The organism is Halosolutus halophilus (assembly GCF_022869805.1).
Lineage (GTDB): Archaea > Halobacteriota > Halobacteria > Halobacteriales > Natrialbaceae > Halosolutus > Halosolutus halophilus.
Genome location: NZ_CP094974.1, coordinates 1,962,053 through 1,984,221 on the forward strand (window position 1 = coordinate 1,962,053; position 22,169 = coordinate 1,984,221).

Here is a 22,169-nt window from a genome sequence, read left to right on the forward strand (position 1 = left end):
TGCAACTACCGTCGACGGTCCGCCGTCGTCGATCGTCTTCTCACGACGAACGTCTTTGTACGCGGATCGTTAGTTTTCTCGACGGGGAGACCTGACGAATGTACCGACTCTCACGTCTGCTCACGAAAATTCCCTTGCCCGTCCATCGCTAGCAGGGAGACATGCGAATGGAACTACGGGTCTGCAATCACTGTTACGAGGGGACCCACGGGAACGACTCGAAGACGGCCATCACGCGGGACATGGTCGCGTGTGCCGAGGTGGTCCGGGAGTACAAGGACCTGATCGGGGTCGAGGCGCTGTACATCGCCAGAGTCGAGGAAGGCGACGTCGGCGGCGCGGAGGCGCTTCCGGCGATCGCGGCCCGGATCGAGGAGGATCAGGTGACCCTCGCGGATACGCAACTCGTGATGGAAGACGGGGACGGCAACCTGCTCGTCTACCCCGAACCCGAAGACGTCCTCGAGGTCCTGACGCGGAACATCGACCAGATCGACGACCAGACCCGTCAGGACGTCACCGTCGAACTCTCCCCCGAGAGTTCGGAACTGCTGGTCGGATCGCGGTGAGGCCCACCGGCGCTCGCGAACACCTCCCACACTTTTGTACTCGTTCGCTGAATTGTCTGTCCATGCGAGCCGCCGTACTCGAAGAACACGGGGAGTTGCTCGAAGTACAGGACGTCGACTATCCGGAACCGGAGCCGGACCAGGTCATCGTCGAGACGGAAGCCTGCGGGGTCTGCCGGAGCGACTGGCACGCCTGGCGTGGCGACTGGGGATGGGTCGGGGTGCAAGCCCCGAAAGGACAGATCCTCGGACACGAACCCGCAGGGATCGTCTCCGCCGTCGGCGAGGACGTCGAGACGCTGTCGGAAGGCGATCGTGTCACGGTCCCGTTCCACCTCGGCGACGGGACCTGTCCCCACTGTCGGGAGGGACGGGCCAACAACTGTGAAACGGTCATCCCGCTCGGGTTCACGAGCATCGCGCCGGGTGCGTTCGCCGAAGCGTTCCCCGTTCGCGAGGCCGACTACAACTGCGTGAAACTTCCCGACGAGGTCGACTTCACCGAGATGGCCGGCCTCGGCTGCCGGTTCATGACGGCCTACCACGCGCTGGCCGATCGGGCCGACCTCCGGCCCGGCGACTGGGTGGCGGTCCACGGCTGTGGCGGCGTGGGCCTCTCGGCGATCCACATCGCCAGCGCCCTCGGCGCGCATCCGATCGCGGTCGACGTCCGCGAGGACAAACTCGATCGCGCCCGCGAACTGGGTGCCGTCGAGACGGTCAACGTAACCGAGGTCGAGAACCCGGCGAACGAGGTGAAGGCGCTGGCCGGCGGCGGCGCGGACGTCTCCATCGACGCACTGGGGATCGCGGAGACGTGCCAGAACTCGATCGATAGCCTCGCCACGCGGGGGACTCACGTACAGGTCGGTCTGACGACCGGCGAGGAAGCGGGACATATCGATCTCCCCGTCGACAGGATGACGATGCAGGAGATCGACTTCCACGGCTCCTTCGGGATGCCGCTGGTTCGCTACGAGGAACTGTTCGACCTGATCGCACAGGGCACCCTCGAACCGGGCAAGATCGTCGGCGAAACGCTCTCGCTCGACGAACTGCCCGAGACGCTGGCCTCGATGGACGACTACGAGACGATCGGCATTCCCGTCGTGACCGAGTTCGAGGAGTAACGGGCCGGCGCTGTAACTCCGTTCTGAGCCGGTGACACTGGCGATCCGATCGAGACCGGGTGGTCATCGATCGTCGGTGCTGCAAGCCGGGCGGGGGCGGGAACCCGCCTGGCGTGAGAGACATGAGCTAACTCGAAGCGGGGGCGAGTCCACTTCCGAGCGATCCGGGCACGAACGCACGCAATCGGCTGGTCAGCACATCGTGGTCTGGGCCTGGCGTGTACCCGGCGGGGCGTTCCATCCCCGCACGTCAGGCCAACGAGTGAACCCCCATTTGTTATACGGCGGTTTTACGCCCGGTAGCGTCGCCGATCCACAGCAAGGGACGGACTACCTCGGGGCTAAGAGCGACCTACGAATCCCCCGGACGGCCATCGCGGCTCTAGCCCCCGCATAAACGGTTCTGCTTGCAACGGCCGGGCGTGCGGTCCGACTCCTGTCGATGGTGGCGGGACCCGACCGTCGACTCCCGACCGTCGGGGACGGGAGCGACGACGCCGTCGTATACGACCGGACGAAGAGTCCGTCTCGATCGCGAATAAGCGACCGTTTCTAGCGGTCGCGCCGTGGTTACAGAATCGATCGTATCCCATCGGTGTCCGGCGATTAGGGACCGATTACGGACCGTGTACGGACTGGCTGACCCCCTGTCAGTAGGTGTGGGAAAGAATAACACGATTCGGGGGCGACTGTGTGCGGGATTTCGGAGTAAGACGGCCATAGGAAACGCTCGCTTTCGGTTACAAGCCGGATAACTACAACCGATCGTCCTGACGGATTGGATATGATCACCTGCACTAACTGCGAGACCCCCCAGTTCCTGCAGATCACCCAGAGCCGCGTCTACTTCGAGGACGGGGAGATGATCAACGAGATCTCCGAGACCTACGAGTGTACCCTCTGCGAGGGAACCGGCCAGTACGTCTACGACGACGATCGGGACGAGGCCACCGTCTCCGGCGACGTCGAACTCACGACGGAACGGCCGAAGCAAGCCTGACCGATCGCCCCCGATCCGGGGGCGACCGACGACCGATTGCGCCACGTTCGATCGCGGCTCTGGTCGTGATTGCCCTCCACGATGCCGCCCGAACCTACCGTTGATTTTTGCTGTTCCCAACCGTTCCGCTCGTTGTTATCGATGTTCCCAACCGTTCCGCTCCTGATAATGGATGTCGCCAACCGTTCCGCTGGTTGCTATCGTTCGTCCTCGGCAGTTCCGCTGGAGGCGCTATCTTCGTCGGTGTGCTCGCCGTTGGGGTCGCCCTCCGCGGTCGTCCGTTCTCCGTCTGCGTCGGCAACTCCGTTCCTGTGACCGACGGCGAGTCGATCGGCCAGATCGTCGGCCACCTGCTCGCCGAGTTCGCCGTCCTCGCGGCGCTGCCGACCGATCGCTCGGCGGCGCCGTCTGGCGTCCCACTCCTCGAAGAGTCCGTACTCGGTCATCGTCTCCATCCCGGCGATGGCCGCCGTGAGTTTGATCCCGACGAGTGGAATTTCCGCGACCGAGACGATCACGTCCGCACGCACGATCGCCCCGTCCCTGAGCAGTACGTCGAGCACGTCGACGAACGTCTCGTCGTCCTTTCGCGGCCTCATGAGTGGGACTGTGTCGCCTCCTCGTCGTCGCCGCCCAGTTCCGGCGCGAACGTGTACGGCGGCCACGGACCCGTGAATCTGACCGTCAGCCCGTCGGTGGCCGCGACATCGTCGAGTACCGAGCCGATGGCCTCCTCGTCGTCTTCGTGAGCGAGCAGCGTGAGACGACAGAGCGTCTCGCCGTCGGTTCCGGCCTCACCCGCTCCCGTCACGTCGTCCGAGAGCGATGCAGTCGGCGACCGCTCCAGGGCGTGGACCTCCCGTGCGTGCTCGTCCAGTCGGGCCTGCAGATCGGTCGTCAGTGACTCTCGGCGGGCCGTCCGCAGTTCCGTGAGCCGCTGGTCGAACTTCTTCTCGAGCAGGAACGCCGTTCCCTCCCCGGAATCGTCGATCTGCGCGTCGAGATCGGCCAGCCGCTCGTCGCGGTCGATCAGCGCGTCGTCGCTGATCGGGTCGGTTTCGACGACCTCGACGCGGTACTCCCAGTGGCCTTCGAGTTCCGACAGCGCCGTTTCGAGCGTCTCGTACTCGTCGCGAAGCCACTCGCGGACGCCGTCGTCGTCGGCCCGAAGGATCGTGTCGAACTGGAACGGAATGGGGGTGCCGAAGGCCTCGCCAGCCTCGTCGACGACCGTCTGGTGGCGGACGAGCCAGCGCCGGACCTGCGTGAGATCCGCCGAATCGTAGATCGAGTCGCACTCGTGGACGATCGCTCCGATACCGTCCTCGGCGACGACCGACACGGGTTCGCCGTCGACGCCGGTCGTCTCGAGCGTCGCGTCGTCGTCGGCCCGGACGACGCAGTAGAGATACCGTCCGTCGTCGATCTCGGGGAGCTCCTCGTGATCGGCGGCCGTCTCGACGTCGTCGATACCCTCGACGTCGTCGAGCGTTTCGATTCCATCGGGCTGGTCGGAACTCATTCGTTCTCACCTCCAAAGACGGAGTAGCCGGGCGCGGACGTGACCGTCGGCTCGCCGTGGAGCTGTTCGATCGCGTCGTTGACCAGTCCGTCCAGGTCGCTTCGGAGGTCGTCGACGCCCTCTTCGATCCCCTCGTCGTCTTTGAGCTGTTCGATTTCCGCCTCGATCGTCGCGAGCTGACCGCCGAGCCGTTCGATCTCCTCGTCGGTGAGGTTGCCCGACTCCATGCGACGAACCGCCTCGCGCTCTAAGGCTTCGATCAGGATCTCGACGACGGTGACGACGAGGGTGATCAGTCCCTGGCGTGCGTCCTCACCGTCGCCGACGTCGATCGTCGTCATCTCAGGACTCCTCCGTTTTCGGGGCCGCTTCCGCTTCGTCTTCGCTACCGTCCTCGCCACCCTCTTCTGCCGACGATTCGTCGCCCCCCTCGTCCGCGTCGTCACTGGGCAGGTCGAACCCGCCGCTGGTAGGCCGTTCGGGTTCGGGCCGCTTCCCGAGCCGATCGGTCACGCGATCCTCATCCAGCGAGGTGCTTTCGTCGCCGTCGTCGCTCGCGTCGGCATCGGTCCCGTCGCCGCCCTCCGCCTCTTCCTCGTCCTCCGGATTCGGCGTCACGTTGACGCCGCGGGTGGGGTCGATCGCCGGGTTCGGCCGTTCCATCTCCGCGAGTTCCGGTTCGTCGACCGCCGCCGCGAGCCGTTGCATGTCGGTCCCCTCCGGGAACTCGAGACCGTACTTGGCCGCCGTCTCGAAGGAGGCGATCGCGGCCCGGACCTGCACGCCGAGCAGTTGCGTGTCGCCGATCGAGACGGCGATGTCTGCGTTGATGACGATCCCCTTGTCGAGCAGCATCTCGACGACCTCGGCGAGGTCGGTCTTCTGGCGGCTGGGCTGGAAGTCATGCGGCACGGGTCTCACCTCTCGATCCGGCACCTCGCGACCGCAGTGCAGTTCCCGCCCGGTACGCCTGACGTCGAGGTGGTGGTTCAGTCGTCATTCTGGTTTCTCCGTTTCTGTCGCTCGATCTCGAATCGCCGGCCGTAGATCCGCTTGCGGCTGGGGGCCGTCGAGAGTTTGACCTGCTGTGGCACCGTCGCGTGCCGGGCGCCGCCGCCGAGGTCGCGCCGATCGGTCTGAATCGTCGACGCCGCCGTCGGATTCCGGGAGTTCGCGCTGGTGTCGTGGCGGCGCATCTTCTCGCGGTTGATCTCGTACAGGCGCTCGAACTTCGCGTTGGTCTCGAGCAGCGCACCCCGGAACGCGTCGATTCCCCGCGTCGCCTGCTCCTGGATGAACGCCTGGTACGCCTCGGGGTCCTCGGTGACGTCGGGCTTGCCGAGCGCTTCCTTCGCACCCGCCATTGGATCCACGTCGGTCTCGATCAGGTCCCCGTCGTCGTCGCCGATCAGATCCTCGTCGTCGTCCGCAACGGTCGCGGCGGCCTTCTCGACCACGCTTGCGTCCTCACCCTCGTCGGCAGCCGCCTCGAGCGCGTCGTCGAGTTCGCGTTTCTCACCCCAGAGGTCTACCAAGTCCGTGGCGTCCCACGCGTTCAGCAGGTCGATCGCCCTGAACACCTGTGTGAAGTCCACGACGTCTCCGGCGTCGGTGTCCTCGTCCGTGATCGCGTCCGGAATCTCACCGGCGTCGATCGCTTCGAGCAACTCGTCGGCGTCGACGGCGTCCGGGAGGTCGGTCAGATCGATCGCCTCGACCAGTTCGCTTACTTCCGTCGCGACCTGCGTGAGCGTGTCGACGTCCGTTCGTACCTGTCCGAGGGTCTCGTCGTCGAGGTCGTCGAGGCTCTCGACGCCGCCGAGACACTCGTCGAGGTTCTCGAGGCAGTCCTCCGCGTCCGCCAGTAGGCGCTCGAAGGAGTCCTCGTCACCCATCCTCGTCCTCCTCGCCCGTCGATTTAGGACCGGGCGTCACCTCGACGGTCAGGATCCCGTTCTTGATTGACGCGTCCGCCGATCGATCGGCCCAGGGGACGTCGACCCGATCGAGTTCCCAGCCCGCGACGGCGACGACGAGCGTTCCGTCGTCGAACCCGACCGTGACGTCGGCCGGATCGGCGCCGGCGACGTCGGCGGTTACCAGCAGTTCGTCCTCGGTGGTCCGCGTCGTCAGGTGATGGGCCCCCGACGAACTGTGCCGACGGCGGCGTTTTCGTGATCGCCCCCGTCGCGAGTCCTCCCCCGACGACTCGTCGATCGGATTGGAACCGAACGGCGAGTCCGATACCTCGTCGTCCGAATCGAACGCCGTGCCGATCGAGACGTCGTAGTCGAGGACCGTCCGGTCACTGCGGCGCTGGCCCGACGTCGAACTCCCCTCGAGTCGCTCGAGCGCGTCGATCAGGCTCGAAAGCCAGTGGTCGTCCCCATCCCCGTCGGAGCCGGCGTTCGTAGCCCTGGTGTGTGGGTGTGGATCACGGGATGTGGCTGGCCGGTCGTCGTGGGGCTCTCGATCCGGCTCGTCTCCGTCGCGAGTATCGTCCCCGGACGCGGTTGCGTTCGGCTCGCGATCGTTCTGCTCCGACTCCGTCTCAGACGAATCGTCTGCTACCTCGACGTCGCTCGGCTCGTCGGCCATCTCCTCGGTTTCCTCGGCCTCGTCGGCCTCGTCGGACTCCTCGCGGTGGTCGTCGGCCGGTTCGTCGTCGCTGTCGTCGGTCCACTCGCTCATTATCGTTTCACCTCTACGCGGCCGCTCGCGAGTTCTTCGTGGATCTCCCGGGCGATCTCGAGTTCTTCCTCGAGTTCTTCTTTCCGGCGCTGGTACTCCTCCTCGGAGCGCTCACCGAGTTCGTACAGCAACTGGTTCTCCTTGAGTTCGTCCTCGAGCCCCTCCACGTCGTACAGTTCGTCGAGTGCCAGCGTGTGGAGCGTGTCGACGATGCCGACGATCGGTCGAAACAGGAGGTCGTCGAGGATGAACATGGTTATCGCTGCGCCCCGATCTTGACGTCGACGAAGCTGTACGGCGCGAACGGACCCGTATACCGGACCGTGAGGTCCTCGTGTTCGTCCTCGAGACGGACGATCGCCGCGTCGAACTCCTCGCGATCGTCGCGCTCGACGAGATAGGAGCGATTAAGTACGAGTCGATCGCTGAACAGGTCGTTCGCGACGGACTGTGCTGCGATCGGTTCGAGTTCGTCCGCGACCGATTCCTCGATCGCCGCCCGATCGACGTCGGCGTCCTCGTCGCGGACGATCTTGATGCCGAGTTCGATCCGGCCCTCGACATCGTTCAATGCCCGGCGGAACGCGGGGCGAGCGCCCCGCAGGACGTTCTTCAGTGCGCGATCGCTCTCGAACGCCATGCCGAACTGCATCGGGACGACCGTTTGGCCGTCGTCCATGATCTCGCGGAGGACGTCGTCGTGGCGCTGTGCGTCCTCGTCGGTCTCTTCGGGATCGGTCGTGTCGATGTCGGAGACGACGGCACCGAGTCGGCGGTGCGAGATCGTGTAGATCTGCGTCGCTCCGGCGACGGCGTCGGTCTCGAATTCGACGTCATCGGAGTCGACGACGCCGTAGACGTAGCGGTGTGTCATCGGTCGGGGACGTGCTCGTGGGGGTTGAGTCGTGGTGGGCCGTGCAGTTCGATTCGGCTGCTCGAACGCGATCTGGAACGATACTCCGGTTGTTCTGATAACTCGTCACGCGACGTTTGGGTCCCCGCGTCGTTATCGTGGTGCTTGCAATGGCAGCGCAGCGATCCCGTGGCGCTCATCTCGTGGATTCCGTGACGGTCGACCCGCGAACTCCTGACCTCGCTCCTGACGGCTTGCAGTCGCAGCGCAAGCCGTGTTACGAGGCAGGCGTGAACGATCGGACGTAGCTATGGCACAACCACAACGAAGACCCGACTCCTCGAGTCTCGCGGAAGTACTGGACCGCATTCTCGACAAGGGTGTCGTCATCGACGTCTGGGCGCGAATCTCGGTCGTCGGGATCGAGTTGCTGACGATCGAGGCCCGCGTGGTCGTCGCATCGGTCGACACGTTCCTCCACTACGCGGAGGAGATCGCAAAAATTGAGCAAGCCACCGCAGAGGGCGATCTCGAGGAACTCGAGGAACTCGAGGTCGAGCCACGGCCGGAGTCATCACCGCAATCCGCGACCGAATAACCAGAATGGCCGACGATTCGTCTTCCCGCGAGCGCAAGGTCCGCGGGCGCAAGATCAGACGCGATCGCGAGCAGAAGGAGGGCCGGCAAGCGAAGAAAGAACTCGCGCGAACGGCGTCGAAGGCGGGCGAACGCAACGGCGACAGCCCGCTCGCCGATCCCGCGGCGGTCGTTCCCGACCCGTTCGTCGAGACCGACGCGGTCGCGTCGATCCGCGATCGGATTACCGGCTGGCTCGAAGCGAACCAGCCAGTGCATCTGATCGGCCCGACGGGGTGTGGGAAGACGGCACTCGCGCTGGCGGCCGCGGCCGAACGCGGCCGTCCGGTCGTCTGGCTCAACGGTGACGAAGCCGTCGACACCGCGGCGCTCGTCGGCACCCACGCCGGCGGAGAACGGTACGAGGAGCACGATCGGTTCGTCAGCGGCGTGGACAAGAAGACCCAGATCGTCCGTCAGCGATGGGTCGACAACCCCCTCTCGGTCGCGGTTCGAGAGGGCGCGACGCTCGTCTACAACGAGTTCTCGCGCAGCGATCCGGAGGCTCACAACGTGTTGCTCTCGGTGCTCGAGGAGGGCGTCCTCGAGCGACCGGGCAAGCGTGGCGCGGACCGGACGATCGACGTCCACCCGGAGTTCCGGGTGATCCTCACCTCGAACGACGCGGAGTACGCCGGCGTCCACCAGCAACAGGACGCGCTGCTCGATCGGTTCGTCGGCGTCCACGTCGACTACTACGACGAGGAGACGGAACGCGAGATCGTCGCCGCTCACGTCGACCTCGCCGACGAGGACATCGCGACGATCGTCGCGACGACCCGCAGACTTCGCGACGAACTCGAGATGGTCGTCGGGACGCGCGCGGCGATCACGGCCGCGAAGGGCGTGACCGTCTTCGACGGCGCGGCCGAGAACGGCACGATCGACGACGAGGTACTCACGGACGTCTTCACCGACGTGCTCGCGCCGAAGATCGCGGGTGAGGGAACGGACGACGTCGACGCGCTCCGATCGACGATCGCCGAGACGATCTGAGCCGGCACCGGTCCGGCGCACGCACAGCACGCACACCGAGATCCACCACGACCCATGGCCGAAGCCGATACGAAACAATCAGCCGACCAGTGCAAGGCGCTCACCGGGGACGGCGAGCGCTGCTCGCGGCCGGCCCAGGACGACGGATTCTGTTTCCAGCACGACGAGAGTGATCCAACCGTGAACGACAGCCAGGCCGTCGAACAGGAGGAGCGAGCGGACGAACAGGAGACGGAAAGCGACGCCGGGGAACCGCCCGCGGCCCACATGACCGACGAGGAACGGGTCGACCCGGAGACGGTCGACGCCGACGTCGACGCCGATCGGGAGGAGATCGCGGGCGTCCTCGCCATTCGCGAGACCGTCCGATCGACTGCGGGCCAGCTTATCGGCCGAGAGTTCGACGCCGTCAGCGAGATCGCACCGACCGACGACGGCTGGCGCGCGATCGTCGAAGTCGTCGAACGCCGATCGGTGCCCGACACGCAGGACATCATCGGCCGGTACGAGATCGAACTCGGCACCGAGGGCACCGTCCACGGCTACCGCCGACTCGATCGCTACCGGCGCGGCGACACGACGTCGTTCGAGGGCTAGGTCGATCTGCGCTCGGAACTCTCGTCTCCCCACTCGCCTGGGGCCGTCAGTCACGACTCCGTCACCAGGTTCCGGTTCCGGTACGAATCGATCACTCCCTCGCACTCGGTACGGCTCACCACCCCCGCACCAGCGCCGGTTCGGCCACTCCATCACCGACGCGGTACCGATCGATACCGGTCGAGGCCCGCGGGCCACGACTTCTGTGAACGGCACACCGAAGGTCTAGCCAGTGGTCGGATCGATCGTTACACCACAGCGGATTCGATCCAGCAGTACAGGACGAGGCCGCCACTCAATCGTCCGCGAGAGTCGGCGACGAGGCATCGCCCTCGGTCGTCTCTTCGCCGGCGAGGACCGCCTCGACCTTCGGTGCGAGTTCGTTGGCGATCGATCGTCCGTCGCGTTCTCGGACGACGAGGTCGTCCTCCGCGAGCGAGGAGAGGTGGTGCGAGACCGTGCTCGGGTCCCGATCGATGGCGTCCGCGAGTCGCCCGTTGTGTGCCCGGCCGAGTTCCGCGAGCGTCTCGAGGACCTCGCGTTTGGCCGGTTCGTCGAGTGCGGCGTGGAGTTCGACGTCCTCGACGGCGAAGTCGTTTCTCTGAGCCGCCGCGGACGTCTCGCAATCCACGTAGTACCGCCGTTTCCCGTTGACCTTGGCGGTCGTCACCAGCCCCTCGTCCTCGAGGATGCGGACGTGGTGGCGGACCGTCGAGAGGGAGACGTCGCTGCGCTCGCCGATCCGCGAGAGGTAACAGCCGGGATCGGCCTGAATGATCTCGTAGACCGTCCGCCGGCGATCGTTCTCGAGCGGATCGGAATCGTCGTACCGGCTGTACTTGAAGATCGGGAGGAGCTTCCAGGGGAGACCCGATCCCGCGCGCCGGACGCGGCGAAGCGGGTTCGTGGTGGTCGTCGTTCCGCTCGCACCGCCAGCACCCGCGCCGGTGCCGCCGGTCGCAGCGCCCGTTGCAGCCATCGCACCCAGTAGTCCGACCAGGACGGCGTCGGCAGCCGTGGCCCTGGCACCCGGATTCGAGCGATCGGAACTGCCAGTATCGTCGTCGCTCGCGTCTGCGCCGCCCGAGTCGCCGTCCGTCGACGTCTCGACCGATGCGGACGACTCCGCCCCCAGCGTCCCGTCCTCGACGGTCGTGAGCGTTCCCGTCTCCGACACGATGGTGTCGACCAGGGTCGTCGTTCCAGAAACCGTGTACTCGATCGCGTCGGTCGTTTCGTCGACGGTGTACTGGACGAGTCCGGTGGTCAATTCGACGCTGTCGTCGAGGATTCCGGTCGTCACCGCTGTCGCGTTCTCGAGTTCGTCGGAGGCGGTCGCGACGTCGTCGTCGGTCGCGTTGGTGACGGGGTCGTCCAGTTCGCCAGTGGTTTCGTTCGTCGTGTTCCGGACGGTATCGGTCGTCTGGTTCGTCGTCTCCTCGATCGTATCCGCCGTCTCGTTCGTCGTATTCTGGACGCCGTCCGTCGTCTCGTTCGTCGTGCCCTCGATCGCGTCCGTCGTCTCGTTCGTCGTGCCCTCGATCGCGTCCGTCGTCTCGTTCGTCGTGCCCTCGATCGCGTCCGTCGTCTCGTTCGTCGTGCCCTCGATCGCGTCCGTCGTCTCGTTCGTCGTGCCCTCGATCGCGTCCGTCGTCTCGTTCGTCGTATTCTGGACGGTGTCGGTCGTCTCGTCGGTGGTGTTCTCGATCGCGTCCGTCGTCTCGTTCAGTTCGTCGTCGATGGAGGCGGTTCGATCGGTGCGCTCCGCGTCCAGCAGGTCGCCGTCGGCTGCACTCGCCGGCGTGGCGACGGCGACACCAGCGAGTGTGCTGCCGATCACCAGTGCGACGACCAGACACGCGAGTGTTCGTCCGATCGACGAGCCCGGTTCCATGTCAATCACTCCCCCTCTTCGAGAGTATCCGTAATACGCTTTTTCCGTTTTCGTGATAGTCATGCAACCCGACCAGTCGGACGGAAGACGGGTCGATCGCTGGCGAGCCGGGAGCCGATCCAGCAAGGTATTTCACCGTGCAGCGGCGGGATTGAGACATGGATTCGGCGCTTGGCCCGCCCGACGCGATGGCCGAGAAACGCGACGAGTTGACGCCGATGATGCGCCAGTACCACGATCTCTGCGCGCGCTACGACGACGCGCTCGTGCTCTTCCAGGTCGGCGACTTCTACGAGACCTTCTGTGAGGCTGCCGAACGGTCCGCGCGGCTGCTCGAGATCACGCTCACGAGCCGCGAGGACAGCACCGGCGAGTACCCGATGGCCGGCATCCCGATCGACAACGCGGAATCGTACGTCGAGACGCTACTCGAGGCGGGGTACCGTGTCGCGGTCGCGGACCAGGTCGAGGAACCGGAGGAGTCGTCCGGCGTCGTCGAGCGAGCGGTCACCCGCGTGATCACGCCGGGGACGCTCACCGAGGACGAACTGCTCGCGGGCGACGACAACAACTTCGTCGCGGCGATCGCACGGGACGGCGACGACCTCGCGCTCTCCTTCCTCGACGTCTCGACCGGGGACTTCCTCGCGACGAGTTCGACCGCGAGCGAGTCGATCGCCGACGAGGTAAGCCGATTCGCGCCCTCGGAGGCGGTGGTCGGCCCCGACGCACCCGCCGATCTCTTCCCCGAGGATTGCATGGTGACGCCGTTCGACGCGCGGGCGTTCGATCGCGATCGGGCCGGTGAGAAAGTTTCGACGTACTTCCGGAACCCCGACGCGTTGCTCGCGAGCGAGGCCGAAATTCGAGCCAGCGGTGCGTTGCTCTCCTACGCCGAGTACGTTCGCGGTGGGGACCACGAGGGTGAACGCGGCGATGGCGACGGTAGCGAAGACGGGGATCACGACGCAGACGCGACGGGAGACGGCGTCGATACGGTACTCGGCGACGGCACGAGCCAGCGCCTCGAGTACATCACGCACCTCACCCGGTACGATCCTCGCGAGTACCTGCTGCTCGACGCCGTCGCCCTGCGGAGCCTCGAACTGTTCGAGCCGCGGGCCGTCCACGGCCGGGACGACGCCACGCTCGTCGGCGTGCTCGACGAGACCGCCAGCGCGCTCGGCGGCCGCAAACTCAGGGACTGGCTCCGTCGACCGCTGCTCGATCCCGATCGGATCGCGGCCCGCCACGACGCGGTCGAGGAGCTAACGGAGGCGGTCCAGCAACGGGAACGGCTTCACGACCGCCTGCGAGACGTCTACGATCTCGAACGGCTGATCGGCCGCATCTCCCGCGAACGAGCCAACGCGCGGGACCTGCGATCGCTCCGCGACACGCTGGCCGGCGTCCCGGGGCTCCGAGAGGGACTCGCCGACGCCGACTGTGAGCGGCTGCAGGACCTTCACGGAGCCCTCGATCCGCTCGCGGACGTCCGGGACCTGATCGACGACGCGATCGTCGCGGACCCGCCGATCGAGATCACCGAAGGCGGGGTCATCGCCGAGGGGTACGACGACGATCTCGACGACCTTCGCGACACCGCACGGGACGGCAAACGGTGGATCGACGACCTCGAGGCGTCGGAACGGGACCGGACCGGGATCGACTCGCTGAAGGTCGGCTACAACTCGGTCCACGGCTACTACATCGAGGTGACCAACCCGAACCTCGACGCGGTGCCGGAGAACTACCAGCGTCGCCAGACGCTGAAGAACTCCGAGCGGTTCGTCACGCCCGAACTCAAAACGCGCGAGGACGAGATCGTCGGTGCGGAAGAGCGCGCGGACCAGCGCGAATACGAACTCTTTCGGAAGACCCGCCGCGAGGTCGCAGCGGAGGTCGAACGCGTCCAGGCCCTCGCCGACGCGATCGCGACGCTCGACGCGCTCGTCTCGCTGGCCACCGTCGCGGCCCAGTACGACTACTGTCGCCCCGAGATCCTCGATCGGGGCGGGCACGGCGGACACGACGGAACCGACGACGGCCTCGTCATCGACGTCGAGGGCGGCCGCCACCCGGTCGTCGAACGCACGCAGGAGTCGTTCGTCCCGAACGACGCGCGGTTTGACCCCGATCGGCGACTGGCGGTGATCACGGGTCCGAACATGTCGGGCAAGTCGACGTACATGCGGCAGGTGGCCCAGATCGTGCTGCTCGCGCAGATCGGCAGTTTCGTCCCGGCCCGATCGGCCCGGCTGACGCCCGTCGATCGGATCTTCACCCGCGTTGGCGCGAGCGACGACATCGCCGGCGGCCGATCGACGTTCATGGTCGAGATGGACGAACTCGCGACGATTCTGCGCGAGGCGGACGAGGGGGCGCTGGTGCTGCTCGACGAGGTGGGCCGCGGCACGTCCACCGCGGACGGCCTCGCGATCGCGCAGGCGATCACCGAACACATCCACGACGAAGTCGGGGCGACGACGCTGTTCGCGACGCATCACCACCCCCTTACAGAACTGGCAACCGACCTTCCGGCCGCGTTCACGCTTCACTTCGAGGTCGACCAGCGGGACGGCGAAGTCGTCTTCCACCACGAGATCGCCCCCGGCGCGGCGACGGGGTCCTACGGCGTCGAAGTCGCCACCGCTGCGGGGATTCCGGAGTCGGTGGTGGATCGATCGCGGGAACTGGTCGCGGAGGCGGCCGACGACACGGACGATCCGTCGGTCGAGTCGACAGCCGAATTGAGTCCAGAGGTTGCCAGCGGCGACGATCCCGGCGGTGGACAGGCGACTGCTGACGGTGGAGACGTCCCGACCGACGTCGCCGCCGAACTCCGCGCGCTCGACCTCGCGCACCTCACGCCCGTCGAGGCGCTGACGGAACTCGATCGGCTGAAACGGTTGCTCGAAGAATAAGCGGTACGCGCTACGGACCGCTCGTCAGCGATTTCTCGTAGACCAGCAGCTCGAACGGCTCGTCGAACGAATCGATCCGTTCGCGACTCGTCAGTTCGAACCCGTTCGTCTCGTAGAACGCCTGTGCTGCGGTCTGGATCGCTCTCGTATCGAGGACGACGTGGTGATAGTCGTTCGATCGCATCCGCGCTTCGAGCGCTTCGTAGATCGCCTGTCCGTACCCCTGTCGCTGGTGGTCTGGATCGATGCGCATCCGCGTCAGCTCGACCGTCGAGGTCGGCAGCTCGGACACGAAGTTCCAGAGATAGTGATCGTCCGCGACCGGCTGGAACGCACCCATCGCGACGAGCCGATCGTCGATCGTCCCGACCAGAAACTCGCCGCCGGTGTCGAGATACGATTCGGTGATGTTCTCGAGATCCTCGTCAGGCCCGCCCTCGACGTATGCCCCCACATCTCGCATAGCCGCTTCGTGCAGTTCGCGAACTCGCTCGACGTCACCCGGTCGGTAGCGCCGGACCGTGAGCTGAGATCCCATATCCGAACGCCCTATCGGGTGTTGCAAATAATACCGTCTGTCGGTAAGTACTGCGCCAGTTTGACGGCGCTGGTTGCGACGCTCGTGTAAGAGTGCACTTCTCAGTCGTCGCTTTGACCGGTTTCAGGGCCAGGAGAACGGACGGTCGACCGTGATTCGGTCGATCGTATTGACGGGGTCACTGTAAGGTTATTTTTGATCGCTGTGGAACGTCCATCTGTAGCGTGGCCGTCTCGATCGGCTGGGAGCCCACGACACCGCCGACGGCCGCCCAACAATAGGTGATACACATGACAGCCCTCATGCTCACGAGCGACGCGTTCGACGACGGCGAACGGATACCCGACCGGTACGGCTATCGGAGAGATAACGTCAACCCGCCCCTGTCGATCGACGGCGCGCCGGACGACGCCGAATCGTTGGCTCTCGTGATGGACGATCCCGACGCGGTCGAACCGGCGGGGAAGGTGTGGGACCACTGGATCGTCTGGAATATCCCGCCGGAGCGGACGGAGATTCCGGAGGACTGGAGCCCCGACGACGCCGACGAAGGAACGAACGATTACGGCGAACCCGGCTACGGCGGTCCGAACCCGCCGGACAGAGAACACACCTACGAGTTCACGCTCTACGCGCTGGACACGACCCTCGATCTGGACGCCGGGACGGACGCCGACGCGCTCGAGTCGGCGGTCGAGGGGCACGTTCTCGAGGAGGCACGACTCGAGGGAACCTATCCCGCCTGAGTCGCGGTCGCACCGATCGGCGTCGGTGCCGAGGGTCGATCGATGACCGGCCTCGCCGTCGAAAACCGATCGGCGGACACTCACTCCACGGTTGTTCGACCGACCGGGTACTCACCATGGGTTTCTTCCGACTCCCCGACCGTGTAACATAGAACGATGGGTGTCCAATCGGTGGAGACGCTCGTCGTCGCCCCCGACCCGGATCTCGAGGCGATCGTTCCGGATCTCCGAGCCGGCGACTTCGATATCGACGTCCGAACCGCGTCGACCGCGACCAGCGCGCTCGACGTCCTCGAATCGGACGACTGGCGACTCGATTGCGTCGTCAGTGCACTGGACCTGCCCGAGAACGACGGCCTGTCGTTGCTGTACGAGGTGCGCGACGATCGGCCGGAACTCCCTTTCTTTCTGTACGCCGCCGAGGGGAGCGAGGAGACCGCGAGCGAAGCGATCTCGGCGGACGTGACCGACTACGCCCCGACCGAACCTCGAGACGAACGGGCGGCCGTCCTCGGGAACCGCATCGAAAACGTCGTGTCCCACCAGCAGACCGAACTCGAACTCGTCGAGCGGGAACGCCAGCTCGACACCCTCATCGGCAATCTCCCCGGAGTCGTCTACCGCTGTCGCAACGAGCGGGACTGGCCGATGGAGGTCGTCCGCGGCAAATGCGAAGCGTTGACCGGCTACGATCCCGACGCGATCACCGGCGGAGACGTCTCCTGGAGCACGGACCTGATCCATCCCGGTGACCGCGATCGCGTCTGGGAGTCGATCCAGGCGCAACTCGCGGACGTCGATCGGTTCCAGGTCACCTACCGGATCCAGACCGCCAGCGGCGCACACAGATGGGTCGAGGAACGCGGCTCGGCCGTCTACGCGGGTCGGAACGGTCAGGAAGACGACGACGGGATCAGGGAAGCGGTCGCTCTGAAGGGGTTCGTCATGGACGTCACCGAACGCCACCAGCACAAGCAGAACCTCGAGGAGTACGAGACGGTTGTGGAGACGGTTCCCGACGGCGTCTACGTCCTCGACGACTCGTTCTGCTTCCGGTTCGTCAACGACGCGCTGGTCTCGATGACGGACTACGACCGGGAGGAGTTGCTCGGCCGGCACGTCTCGACGATCGACGACTCGATGGAGGACTCGGAGCGGCTGCGCTCCGAACTGGCCGCCGGCAGACGCGACGTGGCGACGAGAGAGGCCCGGATCGAACGAGCGGACGGAGAGACGTTCCCGGCGGAGGTCCGGTTCACGACCCTTCCGGCCGCCGAGCTGGCTGACGAGGACGACGAGCAGCCGGCCCCGCGCGCGACCGCTGGCGTCGTCAGGGACACGAGCGACCGCAAGGAGCGGATGCGACAGCTCGAGCGCCAGCGCGAACGGCTTACGGCAATCAACCAGCTCCACCGGGTCCAGCAGGACATCACGCAGTCGCTGATCGACCTCTCCTCGCGCGAGGAGATGGAACGGCGGGTCTGTGATCGACTCGCCGAGACCGAGTCCGACCGGTTCGCCTGGATCGGCGGAATCGATCGCGGGACCGAGGAGATCGAACCGCGGACAGCAGCCGGCGTCGAACGGGGGTACCTCGAGGAGGGAGGTCGCCGAGACGCTCGACATCGCGCCGGCGACGTTCTCCCAGCACCTCCGGACGGCCGAGCGAAAACTCGTCGATGCGGTGCTAGAGGACGAACCCGAACTCGAATTCGCGTCCACGTCTGCGTCCGAGTCCGAGTCCGAGTAGTGAGCGACTTACTCCGCCGTCGGCTCGAGTGAGACGAACTCGAGTCCGTGCTCTGCCAGCAGCCGATCGGCCCGATCGGTCACCGAGGGCGCGACGAGCAAGCCGCGAACGGCGGCGTCGGCGTGGAGGTCGCGTTCGAGGGCGTCGACGTACCGACGGAGTTGACTCACGGCGTCGGGACCGACCCGGCGGCGTTTGAGTTCGACGACCAGCGCGCGGCCGGAGGCGTCCTCGCCGTAGATGTCCACGGCACCGGCCGGCGTGTCGCGTTCGGTCGCGAGCGGCGTGAACCCGTCCTCGAGCAGGGCTGGCTCGTCGAGGATCCGCTGGCGGAGATCCTCCTCGGTCCCCTGCAACGTGAGTTCGTTCGTATCCGTGCCCGAGAAGGCCGAGACCTGCAGCACCCGCTGGAATCGCACGCGGAGCCGTTCCTCGGGCGTCGACCGGCGGCTCTCGAGGAGGAGGTCGTCGTCCGCACAGGAGACCTCGTGGTCACAGCCCGGCGGCTGCCAGTTGACCGGCTGCTGGCCCTCGTGGGTGTGGACCAGCGCCGCGCCGTCGGGTTTCAGCATGACGTGGCGATCGCCCGCGTCGAGCGTGCTCGCTGCGCGGCCCTCGTAGTCGACGGTGCAGCGACCGAACACCGTGACCAGAGCCTCGCGTTCGATCCCGTCGGCGACCGCCTCGCACGCGGCCGCGAGCGAAGGCTGCTCGAGCGTGACCGCTCGCGAGGAGTGGGAACTGGCTGTCACTGTGTCGGGATAGCCTGCCGTCGAATAAAAGCGACCCGGACCCGTCGTGACTGGCAGTTCGGATCGTGTGACAGCGTGTCAAAAACCATTATCTCCCCGGGGGGTGGCGTTGGACCACGACATGACTACCGATCACGATCGCAGACGGTTCCTCCAGATCGCCGGCACAGGCGCTACAGCGTCGATCGCGGGCTGTACCGAAGCAAGTCTTCTAAGCCAGGACGACGGCGGCGACGAAGGGGACGAAGGGGACGAACGGATCACCGCCGTCGTCAACGTTTCACAGGAGGATTTCGAGGAACTCTCCGAGCAACTCGAGGCGGGAGAGATCGACCGGTCCGAACTCCAGCAGGAACTCGAGCAACGGAGACAGGACGCGATCGAGGAGTTCGAACGGTACGTCGACGACGAAGACGTGACGATCGAGGAGTCGAGCGACGAGGTCGAGGGGCTGTACCTGATCGACGGCGACGACGGGGCGATCCTCGAGGCACTCCGGAGCGGTCCCCTGACCGTCCTGTACGGAAGCGAGGCCTACGACCTGATCATCGAGCAACAGCAACAACAGCAGGGTCCTGCCCCCGGTGAGGGATCGGAGAACGAGACGGACAACTCGTCGGACGGAGAATAGGACGCGGACGACGACTCCGACACCGCCTGGGTACGCGTTCCGGTCTGTGCCGACGATCCGTCTCGGTTTGGCCGACCGATCGCCGCCGGCTCCTCAGTCGACGCTGAACGGGCTCTCGCGTTCGGTCCAGTTCCAGCCGGGGATCCGGACCTGGAAGCCGGCCGCGAGCGCCGCCTCGCAGTCGTCGACGCCCGCGTTCTCGTCGTCGCCGTGGACCTGCAGGTCCGCGTAGTGGAAGGTGGCCTCGCCCAGCGTCCGCAGCGGCTGCGTACCGGCGATCGTCGCCGCGAGTTCGCGACCGAGAATCTCGTCGACGACGAAGCCGGGATAATCTCCTTCGACGTCTAACTCGCGGAGGATGGCGATCATCGCCGCGACGTTGACGGCCAGATCACCGTCGGCGAAGACGGCGTCGACTTCCGCGCGGTACTGCTCGTCGGTCACCGGGTCGACGTCGGTGTCGAAGACCTCGCCGAGATCCGATCGGACGAGGTTGATCAGCGGAACGACGCGGTCAGCACGCTGTACGACCCAGTCGCGTTCGGCCACGACGCGGTCCAGTGTCAGTCGCATAGGAGGGGTAACGTGTCGAACGGCCCTGGTTTTTGCGAAGGCTTTTATACCACGCAAAGAATAGCGTCGGGTAAGCGGGTTCTCCCTGGAATCTTCCCGCACGGACCAGGACGACCGACCCGGGAGCGTGTCGTCACGCACGGAACAGGACAGGATGATCCGGAACACGAGACGGCATCGGACTCTCGTCGTCTTCCGTCATCACACCCTATCACAATCAGTTCACAACCGAGTGGATATCGATGGTCGATGGGAACCGGTTCCGAGACGACGACACGAGGACTCCCGTCGGCGAGTTCACGCAAGCCCAATCGGCGATTATGAGTACTGTAGAGCAGCAACTCGACGATCTGAAAGCAGAGATCACGAGCGAGTTACCGAGCGATATCTCGGTCTCCTCGGTGAAATACGAAGGCCCGGAACTGGTGGTCTACACGCGCGACCCGAAGAAATTCGCCCAGCAGGGCGACCTGATTCGGAAACTCGCGAGTAAACTCCGCAAGCGCATCACCGTCCGCCCCGATCCGAGCGTTCTCTCGCGACCGGACGAGGCCCGCGAGCAGATCATGAACGTCATCCCGGACGAGGCGGGCGTCACCGACCTCGACTTCCACGCCGACACCGGTGAGGTCGTCATCGAGGCCGAAAAGCCCGGCATGGTGATCGGTCGCCACGGCTCGACGCTTCGGGACATCACCAAGAACGTCGGCTGGACCCCCGAAGTCGTCCGCACGCCGCCGATCGAGTCCTCGACCGTCTCGAACGTCCGAAGCTTCCTCAAGCAGGAGCGCGACGAGCGCCGGGACATCCTGGAGAAGGTGGGCCGACAGATCCACCGCGAGGAGATGTCCGACGACGAGTACGTCCGCATCACGACGCTCGGCTGCTGTCGCGAGGTCGGCCGCGCCTCATTTATTCTTTCGACCCCCGAGACGCGGATTCTCATCGACTGCGGTGACAAACCGGGAGCCGAAGGCGAGGTGCCGTACCTCCACGCACCCGAGGCGCTCGGTGCCGGCCCGCAGACGATCGACGCGGTCGTCCTCACCCACGCCCACCTGGACCACTCCGCGCTCATTCCCCTCCTCTTCAAGTACGGCTACGACGGCCCGATCTACTGTACCGAACCCACGCGGGACTTGATGGGGCTGCTCACGCTGGACTACCTCGACGTCGCCGCAAAGGAGGGACGTACCCCGCCGTACGAGAGCGAACAGGTTCGCGAGGCGATCAAACACACCATTCCGCTGGAGTACGGCGACGTCACCGACATCGCGCCGGACGTCAAACTCACGTTCCACAACGCGGGACACATCCTCGGCTCGGCCGTCTCGCACTTCCACATCGGCGACGGACTCTACAACGTCGCGTTCTCCGGTGACATTCACTACGAGGACACCCGCCTGTTCAACGGCGCGGTCAACGACTTCCCGCGCGTCGAGACGCTCGTGCTCGAGTCGACCTACGGCGGCCGCAACGACTACCAGACCGACCAGGAGGACTCCGAGCGGAAACTGAAACAGGTCATCAAGGACACCTACGACAGGGGCGGCAAGGTCCTCATTCCCGCCTTCGCCGTTGGTCGCTCACAGGAGATTATGCTCGTTCTCGAAGAGGCGATGCGCAACGGCGACATCCCCTCGATGCCGGTCCACCTCGACGGGATGATCTGGGAGGCGACCGCCATTCACACGACCTACCCCGAGTATCTCCGGGACGATCTGCGGGACCGTATCTTCCACGAGGACGAGAACCCGTTCCTCGCGGAGGAGTTCAACCACATCGACGCCGGCGAGGAGGAACGACAGGACGTCGCCGACGGCGAACCCTGTATCATCCTCTCGACCTCCGGGATGGTCACCGGCGGCCCGATCATGTCGTGGCTCTCCCACATCGGCCCCGATCCGGACTCGACGCTCGTCTTCGTCGGCTACCAGGCCCAGGGAACCCTCGGCCGGCGCATCCAGAACGGCTGGGACGAGATCCCCACCAACGAGGTCGGCGCCATGGGCAACGGCGGCGGCCGCGGCACCCTCTCGCTGAACATGGACGTCGAGACCGTCGACGGTTTCTCCGGCCACGCCGATCGGGCCGGCCTCGAGAACTTCGTCCGGACGATGAACCCACGTCCGGAGAAGGTGCTCTGCGTCCACGGCGACGAACGCTCCACGCAGGACCTCTCCTCGGCTCTCTACCACGATTTCGACATGCGGACGTTCGCTCCGAAGAACCTCGAGACGTTCAGATTCCTGTGACACCCGCTTCGGCCTAAAGAGCCGGATTTCTCCGCGCCGTTCCGTACCCGCGACTCGTTTTCGACTCGTTTTCGGTACGACGGGCGTTCGGGTCGTCTCGCGTAGCAGGTTC

23 protein-coding genes are annotated in these 22,169 nt (G+C 65.7%); 11 read left to right on the forward strand and 12 right to left on the reverse strand.

Annotated elements, in window-relative coordinates; genetic code table 11:
- Window positions 1–161: 161 nt before the first annotated feature.
- The 3 genes from MUG98_RS09665 to MUG98_RS09675 all read left to right on the forward strand — a co-directional run bounded on the left by MUG98_RS09665 (window position 162) and on the right by MUG98_RS09675 (window position 2,699).
- A complete protein-coding gene (locus MUG98_RS09665; RefSeq protein ID WP_265111923.1) occupies window positions 162–569 on the forward strand; it encodes a hypothetical protein in 408 nt (135 codons plus the stop codon).
- Window positions 570–631: 62 nt separating this feature from the next.
- Complete coding sequence (locus tag MUG98_RS09670) at window positions 632–1,699, forward strand: zinc-dependent alcohol dehydrogenase family protein (protein ID WP_265111924.1); 1,068 nt, start codon at window positions 632–634, stop codon at window positions 1,697–1,699.
- A gap of 784 nt (window positions 1,700–2,483) precedes the next feature.
- Window positions 2,484–2,699, forward strand: a complete 216-nt coding sequence (locus tag MUG98_RS09675; protein ID WP_265111925.1) for a hypothetical protein — start codon at window positions 2,484–2,486, stop codon at window positions 2,697–2,699.
- A 197-nt stretch (window positions 2,700–2,896) separates the two neighbouring features.
- On the opposite strand, the gene gvpM is transcribed toward MUG98_RS09675, so the two are convergent.
- The 8 genes from gvpM to MUG98_RS09715 form a co-directional block, all read right to left on the reverse strand.
- Entirely contained in the window at window positions 2,897–3,298 is a 402-nt protein-coding gene (gene gvpM, locus MUG98_RS09680; RefSeq protein ID WP_265111926.1) for a gas vesicle protein GvpM, read from the reverse strand.
- A complete protein-coding gene (gene gvpL / locus MUG98_RS09685) occupies window positions 3,295–4,221 on the reverse strand; it encodes a gas vesicle protein GvpL (RefSeq protein WP_265111927.1) in 927 nt (308 codons plus the stop codon). Before gvpL ends, gvpM begins: the two co-directional genes overlap by 4 nt.
- On the reverse strand, window positions 4,218–4,562 hold the full coding sequence (locus MUG98_RS09690) for a gas vesicle protein K (RefSeq protein WP_265111928.1): 345 nt from the start codon (window positions 4,560–4,562) through the stop codon (window positions 4,218–4,220). Before MUG98_RS09690 ends, gvpL begins: the two co-directional genes overlap by 4 nt.
- 1 nt (window position 4,563) lies before the next feature.
- Complete coding sequence (gene gvpJ / locus MUG98_RS09695) at window positions 4,564–5,133, reverse strand: gas vesicle protein GvpJ (RefSeq protein WP_265111929.1); 570 nt, start codon at window positions 5,131–5,133, stop codon at window positions 4,564–4,566.
- Between the two features lie 77 nt (window positions 5,134–5,210).
- Window positions 5,211–6,116, reverse strand: coding sequence for a hypothetical protein (locus tag MUG98_RS09700; RefSeq protein WP_265111930.1), 906 nt, complete (start codon window positions 6,114–6,116; stop codon window positions 5,211–5,213).
- Complete coding sequence (locus tag MUG98_RS25250) at window positions 6,109–6,912, reverse strand: Hsp20/alpha crystallin family protein (RefSeq protein WP_320443125.1); 804 nt, start codon at window positions 6,910–6,912, stop codon at window positions 6,109–6,111. Before MUG98_RS25250 ends, MUG98_RS09700 begins: the two co-directional genes overlap by 8 nt.
- Entirely contained in the window at window positions 6,912–7,166 is a 255-nt protein-coding gene (gene gvpF / locus MUG98_RS09710) for a gas vesicle protein GvpF (RefSeq protein WP_265111931.1), read from the reverse strand. The genes MUG98_RS25250 and gvpF overlap by 1 nt, the downstream gene beginning before the upstream one ends.
- Before the next feature lie 2 nt (window positions 7,167–7,168).
- The gene (locus MUG98_RS09715) at window positions 7,169–7,786 is read right to left on the reverse strand and encodes a GvpL/GvpF family gas vesicle protein (protein WP_265111932.1); all 618 of its coding nucleotides are present in this window, start codon (window positions 7,784–7,786) and stop codon (window positions 7,169–7,171) included.
- Between the two features lie 289 nt (window positions 7,787–8,075).
- Here MUG98_RS09715 and gvpA point away from each other — a divergent pair, with 289 nt between their 5' ends.
- The 3 genes from gvpA to gvpO are packed head-to-tail and all read left to right on the forward strand — an operon-like array spanning window position 8,076 to window position 9,994.
- Window positions 8,076–8,363 (forward strand): gas vesicle protein GvpA, encoded by a 288-nt coding sequence (gene gvpA / locus MUG98_RS09720; protein WP_250139719.1) that lies wholly within the window; start codon window positions 8,076–8,078, stop codon window positions 8,361–8,363.
- Window positions 8,364–8,368: 5 nt separating this feature from the next.
- A complete protein-coding gene (gene gvpN, locus MUG98_RS09725) occupies window positions 8,369–9,397 on the forward strand; it encodes a gas vesicle protein GvpN (protein ID WP_265111933.1) in 1,029 nt (342 codons plus the stop codon).
- A gap of 54 nt (window positions 9,398–9,451) precedes the next feature.
- Entirely contained in the window at window positions 9,452–9,994 is a 543-nt protein-coding gene (gene gvpO / locus MUG98_RS25255) for a gas vesicle protein GvpO, halophile-type (RefSeq protein ID WP_320443126.1), read from the forward strand.
- Window positions 9,995–10,289: 295 nt separating this feature from the next.
- Here the strand turns inward: gvpO and MUG98_RS09740 are convergent, their stop codons facing one another.
- Window positions 10,290–11,888: a winged helix-turn-helix transcriptional regulator gene (locus MUG98_RS09740; RefSeq protein ID WP_265111934.1), complete on the reverse strand. Its 1,599-nt coding sequence runs from the start codon at window positions 11,886–11,888 to the stop codon at window positions 10,290–10,292.
- 158 nt (window positions 11,889–12,046) lie between these two features.
- On the opposite strand from MUG98_RS09740, the gene mutS reads away from it, so the two are divergent.
- On the forward strand, window positions 12,047–14,812 hold the full coding sequence (gene mutS, locus MUG98_RS09745; RefSeq protein WP_265111935.1) for a DNA mismatch repair protein MutS: 2,766 nt from the start codon (window positions 12,047–12,049) through the stop codon (window positions 14,810–14,812).
- A 10-nt stretch (window positions 14,813–14,822) separates the two neighbouring features.
- Here mutS and MUG98_RS09750 read toward each other — a convergent pair whose 3' ends face one another.
- Window positions 14,823–15,350, reverse strand: coding sequence for a GNAT family N-acetyltransferase (locus tag MUG98_RS09750; protein WP_265111936.1), 528 nt, complete (start codon window positions 15,348–15,350; stop codon window positions 14,823–14,825).
- Window positions 15,351–15,640: 290 nt separating this feature from the next.
- Between MUG98_RS09750 and MUG98_RS09755 the strand changes: the two genes are divergently transcribed.
- Window positions 15,641–16,096 carry a YbhB/YbcL family Raf kinase inhibitor-like protein gene (locus tag MUG98_RS09755; RefSeq protein ID WP_265111937.1) on the forward strand — a complete coding sequence of 152 codons (456 nt, stop codon included), beginning with the start codon at window positions 15,641–15,643 and terminating at the stop codon, window positions 16,094–16,096.
- A 156-nt stretch (window positions 16,097–16,252) separates the two neighbouring features.
- Window positions 16,253–17,878 carry a PAS domain-containing protein gene (locus MUG98_RS09760; RefSeq protein ID WP_425601086.1) on the forward strand — a complete coding sequence of 542 codons (1,626 nt, stop codon included), beginning with the start codon at window positions 16,253–16,255 and terminating at the stop codon, window positions 17,876–17,878.
- On the opposite strand, the gene nucS is transcribed toward MUG98_RS09760, so the two are convergent.
- Complete coding sequence (nucS, locus tag MUG98_RS09770) at window positions 17,855–18,598, reverse strand: endonuclease NucS (protein ID WP_265111938.1); 744 nt, start codon at window positions 18,596–18,598, stop codon at window positions 17,855–17,857. The two genes, MUG98_RS09760 and nucS, sit on opposite strands and share 24 nt — an antisense overlap.
- Before the next feature lie 121 nt (window positions 18,599–18,719).
- Here nucS and MUG98_RS09775 point away from each other — a divergent pair, with 121 nt between their 5' ends.
- Window positions 18,720–19,229, forward strand: a complete 510-nt coding sequence (locus tag MUG98_RS09775) for a hypothetical protein (protein WP_265111939.1) — start codon at window positions 18,720–18,722, stop codon at window positions 19,227–19,229.
- A gap of 93 nt (window positions 19,230–19,322) precedes the next feature.
- Here the strand turns inward: MUG98_RS09775 and MUG98_RS09780 are convergent, their stop codons facing one another.
- Window positions 19,323–19,802 (reverse strand): DUF7984 family protein, encoded by a 480-nt coding sequence (locus MUG98_RS09780; RefSeq protein ID WP_265111940.1) that lies wholly within the window; start codon window positions 19,800–19,802, stop codon window positions 19,323–19,325.
- A gap of 320 nt (window positions 19,803–20,122) precedes the next feature.
- Here MUG98_RS09780 and MUG98_RS09785 point away from each other — a divergent pair, with 320 nt between their 5' ends.
- A complete protein-coding gene (locus tag MUG98_RS09785) occupies window positions 20,123–22,057 on the forward strand; it encodes a beta-CASP ribonuclease aCPSF1 (RefSeq protein WP_265111941.1) in 1,935 nt (644 codons plus the stop codon).
- The last annotated feature ends 112 nt before the right edge of the window (window positions 22,058–22,169 follow it).

Coding starts and splice junctions, on each gene's coding strand:
- MUG98_RS09665 (WP_265111923.1), top strand. CDS start 162: ATGCGAATGGAACTACGGGTCTGCAATCACTGTTACGAGGGGACCCAC.
- MUG98_RS09670 (WP_265111924.1), top strand. CDS start 632: ATGCGAGCCGCCGTACTCGAAGAACACGGGGAGTTGCTCGAAGTACAG.
- MUG98_RS09675 (WP_265111925.1), top strand. CDS start 2,484: ATGATCACCTGCACTAACTGCGAGACCCCCCAGTTCCTGCAGATCACC.
- gvpM (WP_265111926.1), bottom strand. CDS start 3,298: ATGAGGCCGCGAAAGGACGACGAGACGTTCGTCGACGTGCTCGACGTA.
- gvpL (WP_265111927.1), bottom strand. CDS start 4,221: ATGAGTTCCGACCAGCCCGATGGAATCGAAACGCTCGACGACGTCGAG.
- MUG98_RS09690 (WP_265111928.1), bottom strand. CDS start 4,562: ATGACGACGATCGACGTCGGCGACGGTGAGGACGCACGCCAGGGACTG.
- MUG98_RS09700 (WP_265111930.1), bottom strand. CDS start 6,116: ATGGGTGACGAGGACTCCTTCGAGCGCCTACTGGCGGACGCGGAGGAC.
- MUG98_RS25250 (WP_320443125.1), bottom strand. CDS start 6,912: ATGAGCGAGTGGACCGACGACAGCGACGACGAACCGGCCGACGACCAC.
- gvpF (WP_265111931.1), bottom strand. CDS start 7,166: ATGTTCATCCTCGACGACCTCCTGTTTCGACCGATCGTCGGCATCGTC.
- MUG98_RS09715 (WP_265111932.1), bottom strand. CDS start 7,786: ATGACACACCGCTACGTCTACGGCGTCGTCGACTCCGATGACGTCGAA.
- gvpA (WP_250139719.1), top strand. CDS start 8,076: ATGGCACAACCACAACGAAGACCCGACTCCTCGAGTCTCGCGGAAGTA.
- gvpN (WP_265111933.1), top strand. CDS start 8,369: ATGGCCGACGATTCGTCTTCCCGCGAGCGCAAGGTCCGCGGGCGCAAG.
- gvpO (WP_320443126.1), top strand. CDS start 9,452: ATGGCCGAAGCCGATACGAAACAATCAGCCGACCAGTGCAAGGCGCTC.
- MUG98_RS09740 (WP_265111934.1), bottom strand. CDS start 11,888: ATGGAACCGGGCTCGTCGATCGGACGAACACTCGCGTGTCTGGTCGTC.
- mutS (WP_265111935.1), top strand. CDS start 12,047: ATGGATTCGGCGCTTGGCCCGCCCGACGCGATGGCCGAGAAACGCGAC.
- MUG98_RS09750 (WP_265111936.1), bottom strand. CDS start 15,350: ATGGGATCTCAGCTCACGGTCCGGCGCTACCGACCGGGTGACGTCGAG.
- MUG98_RS09755 (WP_265111937.1), top strand. CDS start 15,641: ATGACAGCCCTCATGCTCACGAGCGACGCGTTCGACGACGGCGAACGG.
- MUG98_RS09760 (WP_425601086.1), top strand. CDS start 16,253: ATGGGTGTCCAATCGGTGGAGACGCTCGTCGTCGCCCCCGACCCGGAT.
- MUG98_RS09775 (WP_265111939.1), top strand. CDS start 18,720: ATGACTACCGATCACGATCGCAGACGGTTCCTCCAGATCGCCGGCACA.
- MUG98_RS09780 (WP_265111940.1), bottom strand. CDS start 19,802: ATGCGACTGACACTGGACCGCGTCGTGGCCGAACGCGACTGGGTCGTA.
- MUG98_RS09785 (WP_265111941.1), top strand. CDS start 20,123: ATGAGTACTGTAGAGCAGCAACTCGACGATCTGAAAGCAGAGATCACG.